Here is a 12,247-nt window from a genome sequence, read left to right as displayed (position 1 = left end):
GGGGAGGTGACGTCCATTCCCGCCCCCAGCAGGTGGCCTTCAGAGAGTACCTGGGCCAGAGCGTCACAGTCCACGGCGGAGCCCCGTCCGGCGTTGAGCAGCACGGCGTCGGGCTTCATGAGCAGCAGGCGGCGGCGGTCCATGAGACCGGCGGTGTCGGCGGTGTGGGGGAGGGCCAGGGCCACCACGTGGGCCTGGGGGAGCAGCGCGTCGATCTCCGATAGGGGGAAGGTTTGGTCAAAGTCCTTCACCGGCTTGTTCGAGCGGTGGAGTCCCCAGACGGTTTTGGCCCCCAGGGCCCGGCACAACCGGGCAAAGTGGCGGCTGATATCCCCGGTGCCCCCCACCAGCACCGTCTCCCCAAGCAGGGAGCGGACGGAGCCCAACCCTGCCCAGCTCCCCCAGGTGTGGTTGCGCTGGAGGTCCCGGTAGCCGGGCAGGTGCTTGTAGAGAGCCAGCAGCATGGCCAGCATATGCTCGGAAACGGCGGGGCCGTAGGCCCCGGCAGCGCAGGTAAGGGCCACCCCATCGGGGAGCACCCCGGGGACCAGGTAGGGGTCCACCCCAGCGTTCCAGCTTTGGACCCATTTCAGCCGAGGGAAAGTCTTCAGATCCGCCGGGGGGACGAAGCCCAGCAGGATAGTGACTCGTTCCCGCCAGTCCTGGGAGATATCCGTGGCTCCACGGCGGTCTTGGGTAGGGAGGAAGAGATGTTCAGCCTGGGGGGCGGCGGCCTGAAAGGCGGCTTTTTGGCGGTCGGTCAGGGGGAGCAAGTGGAGAATGGTTTCCATGGGAATGGCCTCCTTAAAGCGGTTTTGCGGCGGATGGGCAATGGTCAGACCGACCGGTGTCCGGCCCCTGCGACGGTGAGGGGTAACAGGCCGGCCGGGTTACAGGAATGGGGGCCGGTTAACAAACCGGCCCCCAAACGGCGTTTTCTTATTTAATCGTGATGAGCAGCTCGCCGGCCTTGACCGAGCCGCCCTCTTTGATGAGCACCTGGTCCACGGTGCCCGCCATGCGGGCCACAACGGAGGTTTCCATCTTCATAGCCTCAATGACGGCCAGGACCTGGTTCTCCTCCACCTTGTCGCCGGGCTTGACGTTTATCTTGGACACCATGCCGGGGATGGAGGCGCCCACCTGGCTCTTGTCGGAGGGATCGGCCAGGTTGACCTTGCGCACCTGGGCGGTGGCGCTCTTGTCGGGCACCGCCACCTCGCGGCGCATACCGTTGAGCTCGAACTGCACGTTGCGGGTGCCGTCCTCGTTCAGGTCGCCCAGGCCCAGGTACTTGATGACCAGGGTCTTGCCGTCCTCGATGTTGATCTTGTTGGTCTCGCCCAGGGCCATGCCATTGAAGAACACGTGGCTGCCCATGCGCATGATATAGCCGTACTCCTGGCGGTGCCGGTAGAAGTCCTCCACCACCTTGGGGTAGAGGCACCAGGACAGCACGTTGTGGTCGGTGGCGTCGTCGTAGAACTTGCGGACCTCCTCCCGGGCCTTTTCAAAGTCCACCGGGGGCAGCAGCTCGCCGGGACGGCAGGTGATGGGCTCCTCGCCCTTCAGCACCACCCGCTGGAGATCCTCGGGGAAGCCCCAGGCGGGCTGGCCCATCATGCCCTTGAAGTAGCTCACCACGGAGTCGGGGAAGGTGAGGGCCTCGCCCCGCTCCACGATGTTTTCAGGGGTCAGGTCGTTTTGTACCATAAAGATGGCCAGGTCGCCCACCATTTTGGAGGAGGGGGTCACCTTCACGATATCGCCCAGCATCTCGTTGACAGTTTTGTACATCTCCTTCACTGCCTCGAACTGGTGGCCCAGGCCCAGGCTCTCCACCTGGCTCTTCAGGTTGGTGTACTGGCCGCCAGGCATCTCGTAGCGGTAGATGTCGGTGGAGGGGTTCTTGATGCCCGCCTCAAACTTGCTGTAGCGCAGGCGCACGTCGGCCCAGTAGTCGGACAGGGACTGGAGGCGTACGGGGTCCAGTCCGGTATCCCGCTCCTGGCCCTGGAGGGCGGACACCACTGCATTCAGGGAAGGCTGGCTGGTCATGGAGGACATGGAGTCGATGGCGCAGTCCACGATGTCCACTCCGGCTTCGGCGGCCATCAGGTAGGCGGCCACCTGGTTGCCGGAGGTGTCGTGGGTGTGCAGGTGGATGGGGATACCGATCTCCTGCTTGAGGGTGGTGACCAGCTTCTTGGCGGCGTAAGGCTTCAGCAGGCCGGACATGTCCTTGATGCACAGCAGGTGGGCCCCACGCTTCTCCAGCTCCTTGGCCATGCTCACATAGTAGTTCAGGGTGTACTTGTCCCGCTTGGGGTCCAGGATATCGCCGGTGTAGCAGATGGTGGCCTCGCACAGCTTGCCCTGGTTGAGCACCTCGTCCATGGCGATCTCCATGCCGGGGATCCAGTTCAGGGAGTCAAAGATGCGGAATACGTCGATGCCGTGCCGGGCGGCTTCCTTGACAAAGGCCCGGATCAGGTTGTCAGGGTAGTTGGTGTAGCCCACGGCGTTGGCGCCCCGGAAGAGCATCTGGAAGGGAATGTTGGGGATCTTCTCCCGCAGCAGCCGCAGCCGCTCCCAGGGGGACTCGTGGAGGAAGCGGTAGGCCACGTCGAAGGTGGCGCCTCCCCACATCTCCAGGGAGAAGCAGTCGTTGAGGATCTCGGCGGTGCCCTCGGCGCACTTGAGCATATCCCGGGTGCGCACCCGGGTGGACAGCAGGGACTGGTGGGCGTCCCGCATGGTGGTGTCGGTGATGAGCAGCTTCTTCTGGTCCAGCACCCAGTCCCGCACCGCCTCGGGGCCCTTCTCATCCAGCAGCTGTTTCAGGCCGGTACACTTGGGGGGCGTGTTCTCGTAGGGGGGGAACCGGGGGATATCCAGCTGGAGCCGCTCGGCGGAGGGGGAGTCCACCTGGATCTGGGCGATATACTTGAGCACCTTGGTGGCCCGGTCCCGGCCGGTGTCGATGTCGAAGAGCTCGGGAGTCTCGTCGATAAACTTGGTGTGGCACTTGCCCGCCTGGAAGGTGGGGTGGGCCAGGATGTTGGTGACGAAGGGGATGTTGGTCTTGACGCCGCGGACGTGCTCCTCGCTGATGGCCCGCATGGCCTTGCGGCACACTCCCTCAAAGGTGTTGTCCCAGGAGGTGACCTTCACCAGCAGGGAGTCATAGTAGGGGGAGATCTCGGCGCCGGTGTAGGCGTTGCCGCCGTCCAGACGGACGCCGAAGCCGCCGCCGGAGCGGTAGGCGGTGATCTTGCCGGTGTCGGGGGCGAAGTTGTTGGCCGGGTCCTCGGTGGTCACCCGACACTGGAGGGCGTAGCCGTTCATGTGGATGGAGTCCTGGGAGGTGATGCCGATGGCGGGGGTGGACAGGGGGTGACCCTCGGCGATGAGGATCTGGGCCCGCACCAGGTCAATGCCGGTGACCATCTCGGTGACGGTGTGCTCCACCTGGATGCGGGGATTCATCTCAATGAAATAGTGATCGCCGTTCTTGTCCACCAGGAACTCCACGGTGCCGGCGGACACATAGCCCACGTGCTTGGCCACCTTCACGGCGTCCTCGTACAGCTTCTTGCGGGTGGTCTCGGGCACGCTGAAGGCGGGGGCGAACTCCACCACCTTCTGGTAGCGGCGCTGGAGGGAGCAGTCACGCTCCCCCAGGTGGACCACGTTGCCGTGCTTGTCGCCCAAGATCTGCACCTCAATGTGCTTGGGCTCCACCAGGTACTTCTCAATGAAGATATCCTCGTTGCCGAAGGCCTTCTTGGCCTCGCTCTTCACCAGATTGAAGGCGGGAATGACCTCGTCAGGAGTGTCGCAACGGCGCATGCCGCGACCGCCGCCGCCGCCGGCTGCCTTCAGGATGATGGGGAAGCCGTAGGAGATGGCCTTCTCCAGGGCCTCCTCCCCGCTTTTCAGAGGCTGGTCGGAGCCGGGGATGGTGGGCACATTGCAGGCTTTGGCGATGGCCTTGGCGGTGAGCTTGTCGCCCATCTGGCCCAGAATGGTGGAAGAGGGGCCGATAAAGGTGATGCCGGCCTCCTCGCAGGCCCGGGCAAAGTCGGCGTTCTCGCTCAAAAAGCCGTAGCCGGGGTGGATGGCGTCCACGTTCCGCCGCTTGGCCAGGTCGATGATGGAGGGGATATCCAGGTAGGCCCCCAGGGGGGATTTGTTTTCGCCAATAAGGTAGGCCTCATCCGCCTTGGTGCGGAAGAGAGCGAAGGTGTCCTCATTGGAGTACATGGCCACCGTGTGCAGCCCCAGGTCATAGCAGGCCCGGAACACTCGGATGGCGATCTCACCCCGGTTGGCCACCAGGACTTTGTTGAACTTGCATTCCGCCATGTGATCCTTCCTTTCTGATAAAATATTCCTTATTCTGCAAGTGAACCCCGGTCACGCCTTCGTGCCGGGGACTGTCTGCCCGGCCGCGCTGCCGGGCTTACTCCATATCAATATACAGCATTGTAATCATTATATCTTAGACGCTAAAGTTTTTGCAATATTTTTTAAAGAGAATTGCAAATCTTGGCGGGAACTACAGGAAACGGTGAGGGCACTTGCCGGGAAATAGGAAATATGCTACACTGGGCGCGGAAACGAGGTGAATGGAATGGGGCTGACGCTGGAGACAGGGGTGGAGCGGTTGCCAGGGATCGGGCCCGCCCGGGCCAGGAGCCTGGCAAAGCTGGGACTGGAGACGGTGGGGGATCTGCTGCGCTACTACCCCCGGAGCTACGAGGACCGGCGGCGAATGTCGGAGATAGCCTCCGCCCCAGAGGGACTGCCGGTGTGCCTGCGGGTGACGGTTACTGCCCCCGCCAGGTTCTCCCGCGTGCGCAAGGGGCTGGAGCTAGTGAAGGTGGAGCTGGCCGACGACACCGGCGTTCTTACCGCCACCTTTTTTAACCAGGGCTACCTGCGGGAGGTGCTGCACACCGGGGAGAGCTATATCTGCTTCGGCCGGGTGGAACTGGCCGGGCACCGGCGGGTGATGACCAACCCGGTACTGGAGCCAGTGGGCAAAGCCCGCTTCACCGGCCGAATCCTGCCCATATACTCCCTGACCCATGGGGTGTCCAACAACCTGCTGGCAGGGCTCACTCTCCGGTGTGTGGAGGAATGCGCCGGGCTGGCGCCGGAGATCATCCCCCAGCCGGTACGCCTGGCCCACAGCCTGGCGGAGGCGGAGTTCGCCTGCCGGAACATCCACTTTCCCGCCGACGAAATGGCCCTGGAGGGGGCCAGGCGGCGGCTCATCTTTGAGGAGCTGCTCTGTTTGGCCTGCGGCATGGCTCTGCTCCGCCACCGCCGGGACCGGGAGGCGGGTATTCCCTTTCAGCTTGCGCCCCGGGCGGGATTTTTATCCCTGCTGCCCTTCCAGCTTACCGGGGCCCAGCTGCGGGTGATGGGGGAGATGGAGGCCGATCTGGCCTCCGGGACGCCCATGAATCGGCTGATCCAGGGGGATGTGGGATCGGGCAAGACCATGCTGGCGGCCTATGGGGCCTGGCTGGCGGCCCAAAACGGATACCAGTGCGCTTTGATGGCCCCCACCGAGCTGCTGGCCGAGCAGCACTACCGCACATTGGCCTCTCTGTTGGAGGGAGCAGGACTGCGGGTGGGCCTGCTCACCGGAGCGGTGAAAGGAAAGGCCCGGAAGGCACTGTACGCCGCCCTGGAGGCCGGGGAGATGGACCTGGTCATCGGCACCCACGCCCTGCTCAGCGAGGGGGTGGCCTTTGCCAAGCTGGCCCTGGTGATCACCGACGAGCAGCACCGGTTCGGGGTGGGTCAGCGGGCCGCCCTGTCCGCCAAGGCCAAGGGCCGCCCTCATGTGCTGGTCATGTCGGCCACCCCCATCCCCCGCACCCTGTCCCTGGTGATCTACGGGGATCTGGAGGTGTCGGTGGTGGACGAGCTGCCCCCCGGTCGCAGCCCGGTGGCCACCTATGTGGTGGGGGAGGACAAGCGGCAGCGGATGTACAATTTTGTCCGCAGGCTGGTGGGAGAGGGCCGGCAGGCCTATATCGTCTGCCCCGCCGTGGAGGAGGGGGAAGAGGACGGTCAGGCCATGGATTTGAAAGCCGCCGTCACCTATGCCGAGACCCTCCGCACCCAGGTGTTTCCCGACCTGCGGGTGGGTCTGGCCCACGGCAAGATGAAGAGCAAGGAGAAGGACGCGGTCATGACCGCCTTTGCCGCCGGAGAGCTGGACGTGCTGGTATCCACCACAGTCATCGAGGTGGGGGTGGACGTGCCTAACGCCGCCCTGATGGTCGTGGAGAACGCCGACCGGTTTGGCCTGTCCCAGCTCCACCAGCTCCGGGGCCGGGTGGGCCGGGGAAAGCACCAGTCCTACTGTGTGCTGGTGACCTCCACCCGGGGTCAGGACAGCCGGGAACGGCTGCGGGTCTTGTCAAAGACCACCGACGGGTTTAAAATAGCGGAGGAGGATCTGCGCCTGAGAGGGCCCGGCGATTTCTTTGGTTCCCGGCAGCACGGCCTGCCCCAGCTGGGTATCGCCGACCTGGCGGGGGACATGCGGGTGCTGAAGGAGGCCCAGGGGGCGGCGGAGGAGCTGCTGGCCGCTGACCCGGAGCTGTGTCGGCCCGAGCACCGGCCCCTTCTGGAGCGGGTGCGGCAGCTCTTCTCCCAGCAGGGAGACATGTTCAACTGAACGGGAGGATGCCTATGTACCAGTATCACTATGTCAATGTGACCGGAGAAGGGGTGGTTGCCACCAAATTCAAGGAGCATCGGGAGCTGATCGACCGCTATGCCGCCCAGGGCTGGCGGTACGCCGGCTGGGTGCCCGCCCACAGCAAGGGCGGGGAGATCGTGCAGATCGACCTGATTTTTGAAAAGGAAGTAGACGACGCTACATGAACAGATTGGAAGAGACCAAGGCCCTGCGGGCCAGAAAAGACATCCACTTCAACTGCTGCCAGTCCATCCTGGTGCCCTTCTGCCGGGAGTGCGGCCTGACCCAGGAGCAGGCCTACCAGCTGGGAGCCCACTTTGGGGCGGGCATGAAGCACGGGGCCACCTGCGGAGCGGTGACCGGCGCCCTGATGGTGCTGGGCCTCTCCGGCCAGGGCAACGCCGCCGCCTCTGAGCTCATGGCCCGGTTCAAGGACCAGAACCAGGCCCTGGACTGTGCCACCCTGCTGCGCCTGGCCACCGAGCGGGGGGAGGAGCGCAAGCCCCACTGCGACCGGATGGTGTACGAGGCGGAGGCCCTGCTGGAGGAACTGCTGGAGCAGGAATAGGGAGCAGTGAAGGGCTTGTTGTAAAATAGAGTCCAGCTGTCATTCTGAGCCGCAAAGGGGCGAAGAATCTTTCCGTGACGGACAAACCGGCAGAAAAGATCCGCCCCTGACGCTCAGGATGACAAATTTGGGGCCTGTTGCGTTATTTTGCAACAGGCCCTTTTCGCGGTTTTAGGAGTTTTACGCCGCCAGAAGGGTCTGGGCATTTTTGAGGTACCGCCCGACCAGGTAGCGCAGCTCCCCGTCGGGCAAGCACTCCGCCGTCAGGCCGTCCATGTCCCCCAGGGGGCGGATCCGGGCCTCCAGCCGGGTGGCCAGACTCTCCAGGGCCTCCCGTTCCTCCGCGGACAGGGCCCCGGTCTGGACCAGACCCTCGGTCTGCTCCAGCTCGGAGAACATGTTCCACAGGGTCACCAGCCGGCGGTGGTGGAATTCCCGCTGGTCCTCCGGTAGCTGGACGGCGAACTGGGCGGCCTCATGGTACACCATGTGGAACTGGGCCAGCAGCTCACTGAACAGGCCGGGATCCACCGGTTGGGCCAGGCTGCGGCGGATCACCGTCCAGTATTCGGCCTGGAGCCGGAAGAGCTCCTGGAGGTTCCGGCGGAACTGGGGCTCCTTCCGGCTGGGCAGGAGGAAGGTGTTGACCACCAGCACCAGGGCCACCGCCATGGCCAGATAGAACAGCCGCAGCCAGATGGCTTCATAGGTCTGGATGGTGAGGGTGGCCATGGTAAGGGCGAAGGAGGTGGAGAAGATGGGCTGCACCCAGGTGCCGGGGGTGCAACAGTACATCAGGGAGATCATGACCAGGGAGAACAGGAAGACCCCCGGCAGGCCGGGCAGCCAGGGATAGGCCAGGTGGACCAGCAGGCACCCGATGGCGGTGCCGATGGGCCGGGTGACCATCCGGTGGGCGCTCTCCTCATAGCTGGGCTGGAGCAGGAGAAAGGCGTGGAGGGGGAACCAGTAGGTGTGCTCAAACTCCCACAGGTAGCTTACGGTGGCACTGATGACCATCACCACCCCCAGCCGCAGGGCGAAGCGAAACTCAAACCGGGTGGGGGAGAGCCGCTGTCGCAGGCCCTGGCCCACCGCCCGCCAGGGCACCTTACGGAACAAGGGACTGTGCTGGGCGTGGAAGGACTCCCGGCAGAGGAGCAGCAGGGTGTGGAGTACGCTGCGGTAAAAGATGCGCAGCCGCCCCTGGGGCAGGTCGGTGTGGTCCAGCAGGGCCTGGAGCCGCACCGCCAGCCGCTGCCGGCCGGCGGGCTCCCAGGCATTCTGGAGTTGGCGCACCACCTCCGCCAGGGTGTTCATGTGCTGGGCAAAGCCGGGGGTGGCCCGGGCTTCCTGCCAGGCGGCGTCGTCGGCTACCAGATAGGAAGCCCGCTGGAAGAGCAGGGCAAAGAGGTGGTAGAACCGCTTCTGGTTGTCGGGCAGGTAGAGCAGCCCCTGCTGGCCGTAGCCCTGCCGGTGGAAGGAGCGGGCCAGCTCGTACAGCTCCTGGGCGGCGGAGGGATCGGCCTCCCCCTTGCCCAGCTTGTCCAGCAGGGTTGCCAGCCGGTTCAGGCTGCGTGCGATCTGCCCCGCCGGATCGGCGGAGATGTTGGCCGCCCGGGCGTTGATGATGAGGGCGACCACCAGCAGCAGGGAGCAGAAGGCCACCGCCGCCAGTTGGGTGGGCAGCTGCTCTGGGGAGATGGGCCGCAGCTCCAGGAATACGAAGGTCATGGCGTAGCCCAGGTGGCCCTTGGGAGCGAACTGACTGCATTTCCAGATCACCAGGATGAAGAGCACCCCAAAATTCAGCAGGGCACATAGCCACACGTTGAGCCCTGCCGCGAAGGCCAGCAGGCAGAGCACCAGGGACATGAAGAACATGGACAGGTAGTCCTCCAGCCGGTTGGGCTCCCGCCGCCGGAGCTGGAACAGAGTGGTGGAGCCCGAGACCACCATAGCGTAATTGGTACCAAAAAACCACATTACAAGCAAAAACTGGACGAGATAAAACGCAATGGTGGAGGAGGCTCCCTTCCACCGGGTCCAGAACAGGGTCCCAAAGCCTTTTACCTTTGCCAGCGCCGCCATGGCTGATCCCCTCTTTTTCCAATTGATTGCTTATCTAACTGTTGGTATGGAACTATTATATCGGCTGACGGTGGGTGAGCGCAAGGGGAAGGGGTAAATTTTCATAGGGTTGGTCCCGTTGAAAAAAGGGCCGGAGCATACTATAATGGAGACCAAACGAAGTTTGATCTGTGACGGAGGTATGCCCTTGAACAATCTGGAATTGCTGCCCATCCCCCTGCTGGAATGGTACCGGGAGAACGCCCGGGTACTGCCCTGGCGGAGCGATCCCACCCCTTACCACGTGTGGATCAGCGAGATCATGCTCCAGCAGACCCGGGTGGCGGCGGTGCTGGACTACTACCGCCGGTTTTTGGACGAGCTGCCCACGGTGGCCCACCTGGCGGCGGTGGAGGAGGACAGGCTGCTGAAGCTATGGCAGGGGCTGGGCTACTACAACCGGGCCCGCAACCTGCAAAAGGCGGCCCGGCAGATCATGGAGGACCACGACGGGGCCTTCCCGGACACCTATGAGCAGATCCGGTGCCTGACCGGGGTTGGGGATTACACCGCCGGGGCCATCGCCTCCATCGCCTTTGGTATCCCGGTGCCGGCGGTGGACGGCAACGTGCTGCGGGTAGTGGCCCGGGTCACCGGGGACGAAGGCGACATTTTGAAGGGAGACACCAAGGCACGGATGGGGGAGGCCCTGCGGGCGGTGATGCCGGTGGAGGCCCCCGGGGACTTCAACCAGGCCCTGATGGAGCTGGGGGCGATGGTTTGCCTGCCCAACGGGGCCCCTCTGTGCGACCGCTGCCCCGCCCGGGACTTCTGTGTGGCCCGACGGACAGAGCGCATCGGGGAACTGCCGGTCAAGACCCCCAAAAAGCCCCGGCGGGTAGAGGAGCGCACGGTGTTCCTGATTTTTTATGGGGAAAAGGTGGCCCTCCGGCGGCGGCCCAAACGGGGCCTGCTGGCGGGGCTGTGGGAGTATCCCAATGAGCAGTCCCCCGCCTCTTGCCCGGTGGAGGCCGCCACCCTGGCTGACGGCCCGGCGGGCAGGCACATCTTTACCCACATCGAGTGGCATATGGGCTCCATCCTGGTGGAGGCCGCCGGAGAGCGGCTGCCGGAGGGTTGGGTGTGGGTTGGGCGGGAGGAACTGGCCCGGGACTATGCCCTGCCCAACGCATTCCGGGCCTTCCGGGAGACGGTGGAGCGGCGATTAGGAGGAGAGGACCCATGGCAAAGCTCTATTTTCGATATGGTGTAATGGGCTCCAGCAAGACGGCCAACGCTCTGATGGTGCGCTACAACTATGAGGAGCGGGGACAGGACGCCCTGCTGGTAAAGCCCGCCGTGGACCAGCGGGACGGGGCCCGGTTCGTGGCTTCCCGGGCGGGGCTGAGTCACCCCTGCATCTACTTTTCCGAGCTGATGGAAATGACTCCCCGGGCGCTGAAGCCCTACGCCTGTATCATTGTGGACGAGGCCCAGTTCCTCAGCCGGGAGGAGGTGCGCTACCTCACCGACCTGGTGGATGACTGGAACATCCCGGTGATCTGCTACGGCCTGCGGGCCGACTTCAAGGGGGACCTGTTCCCTGGTTCGGCGGAGCTGTTGGCCTGCGCCGACGTGATCGAGGAGGTCAAGACCATCTGTTGGTGCGGCAAGAAGGCCCTGTGCAACGCCCGGTTCGACGAGAATGGGCATGTGCTCAAGGAGGGTGAGCAGGTGGTGCTGGGGGCCAACGACAGGTATATCGGCCTGTGCCGCAAGCACTGGAAAGAGGGGAATTTAGGCCCCCAGCGCATAAGGGGGGAGCGGGATTGATTTGTAACCTTTGCCCCAGACAGTGCGGGGCCCTGCGCACCCAGACCGAGGGGCATGGCCTGTGCCGGATGCCGGAGGCCCCGGTGGTGGCCCGGGCGGCCCTCCACCAGTGGGAGGAGCCCCCCATCTCGGGCACAAGGGGCTCGGGCACGGTGTTTTTCTCCGGCTGCTCCCTGGGCTGCGTGTTCTGTCAGAATGAAAAGATCAGCCGCCAGGATTTCGGAAAGCCCATTACGGTGGAGCGGCTGCGGGAGATCTTTTTTGAGCTCATCGGCCAGGGAGCCCACAATATCAACCTGGTGAATCCCACCCATTACGCCCATGTGGCGCTCCAGACACTGGCGGACCCCCTGCCGGTGCCGGTGGTGTGGAACTCCGGGGGGTATGACCGGGTGGAGACCCTGCGGGCCCTGGAGGGTAAGGTGCAGATCTACCTGCCCGACCTGAAATACACCCGGGCAGATACCGCCGCCCGGTACTCCGGGGCGGCGGACTACCCGGAGACGGCCAAGAGAGCTATTCTGGAAATGGTCCGCCAGACCGGTCCCTGCCGGATGGAGGACGGCCTGCTGAAGCGGGGGGTGGTTATCCGCCACCTGCTGCTGCCCGGGCGGCTGGCCGAGGCCAAGGAGGTCATGGACTGGGTGGCCCAGCGGTTTGAGCCGGGCCAGGTGCTATTTTCCCTCATGAGCCAGTACCTTCCCCTGGGCCGGGCGGCGGAGTTTCCGGAGATCGACCGGCGGGTGCGTCCGTCGGAGGCCCGGGCGGCGCAGGCCTATATGGCCGCACTGGGGCTGGAGGGCTTCGCCCAGGAGGCGGAGTCGGCCCAAACCGAATATATCCCGCCTTTTGACCTGACGGGGGTGTGAGCTGAAGCCTGCCGGAAAAGACCGCAAGGTCTTTTCCGGCAAAAAGCTGCATGACGGATGGGACTCGATTTCTGGCGAAATTGTCGTCCCATCCGTCATGAGAAGTGCCATTTCCGAGGCTCATGTCCCCGGAAATGGCGGATTTTGATTTGATTCCGCCGTCTGCGGACGGCGGAACTC

General features: G+C 64.3%; 9 protein-coding genes. 6 read left to right on the top strand and 3 right to left on the bottom strand.

Annotated elements, in window-relative coordinates:
- Positions 1–791 (bottom strand): D-2-hydroxyacid dehydrogenase (locus H6B51_RS04305; RefSeq protein ID WP_204882507.1); only part of this gene is annotated, 791 nt, incomplete at its 3' end.
- Positions 792–939: 148 nt separating this feature from the next.
- Positions 940–4,368 (bottom strand): pyruvate carboxylase, encoded by a 3,429-nt coding sequence (locus tag H6B51_RS04300; protein ID WP_204882506.1) that lies wholly within the window; start codon positions 4,366–4,368, stop codon positions 940–942.
- 268 nt (positions 4,369–4,636) lie between these two features.
- Here H6B51_RS04300 and recG point away from each other — a divergent pair, with 268 nt between their 5' ends.
- From recG to H6B51_RS04285, 3 genes are read left to right on the top strand one after another with little or no spacing between them, the layout of a single operon-like run.
- Positions 4,637–6,703, top strand: a complete 2,067-nt coding sequence (gene recG, locus H6B51_RS04295) for an ATP-dependent DNA helicase RecG (protein WP_204882505.1) — start codon at positions 4,637–4,639, stop codon at positions 6,701–6,703.
- 14 nt (positions 6,704–6,717) lie between these two features.
- A complete protein-coding gene (locus H6B51_RS04290; protein WP_204882504.1) occupies positions 6,718–6,912 on the top strand; it encodes a DUF4177 domain-containing protein in 195 nt (64 codons plus the stop codon).
- A complete protein-coding gene (locus H6B51_RS04285) occupies positions 6,909–7,295 on the top strand; it encodes a C-GCAxxG-C-C family protein (RefSeq protein WP_204882503.1) in 387 nt (128 codons plus the stop codon). Before H6B51_RS04290 ends, H6B51_RS04285 begins: the two co-directional genes overlap by 4 nt.
- Positions 7,296–7,475: 180 nt before the next feature.
- Here the strand turns inward: H6B51_RS04285 and H6B51_RS04280 are convergent, their stop codons facing one another.
- Positions 7,476–9,386, bottom strand: coding sequence for an FUSC family protein (locus H6B51_RS04280; protein ID WP_243421130.1), 1,911 nt, complete (start codon positions 9,384–9,386; stop codon positions 7,476–7,478).
- A 187-nt stretch (positions 9,387–9,573) separates the two neighbouring features.
- On the opposite strand from H6B51_RS04280, the gene mutY reads away from it, so the two are divergent.
- From mutY to H6B51_RS04265, 3 genes are read left to right on the top strand one after another with little or no spacing between them, the layout of a single operon-like run.
- Positions 9,574–10,638, top strand: a complete 1,065-nt coding sequence (gene mutY, locus H6B51_RS04275; protein ID WP_204882502.1) for an A/G-specific adenine glycosylase — start codon at positions 9,574–9,576, stop codon at positions 10,636–10,638.
- The gene (locus H6B51_RS04270) at positions 10,608–11,198 is read left to right on the top strand and encodes a thymidine kinase (protein ID WP_204882501.1); all 591 of its coding nucleotides are present in this window, start codon (positions 10,608–10,610) and stop codon (positions 11,196–11,198) included. Before mutY ends, H6B51_RS04270 begins: the two co-directional genes overlap by 31 nt.
- Positions 11,195–12,067, top strand: coding sequence for a radical SAM protein (locus H6B51_RS04265; RefSeq protein WP_204882500.1), 873 nt, complete (start codon positions 11,195–11,197; stop codon positions 12,065–12,067). Before H6B51_RS04270 ends, H6B51_RS04265 begins: the two co-directional genes overlap by 4 nt.
- The last annotated feature ends 180 nt before the right edge of the window (positions 12,068–12,247 follow it).

The organism is Pseudoflavonifractor phocaeensis, assembly GCF_016901955.1.
Taxonomy (GTDB): Bacteria; Bacillota; Clostridia; order Oscillospirales; family Oscillospiraceae; genus Flavonifractor; species Flavonifractor phocaeensis_A.
The sequence above is the reverse complement of the archived record's forward strand: the minus strand, read 5'-3'. Positions and strand labels throughout refer to the sequence as shown.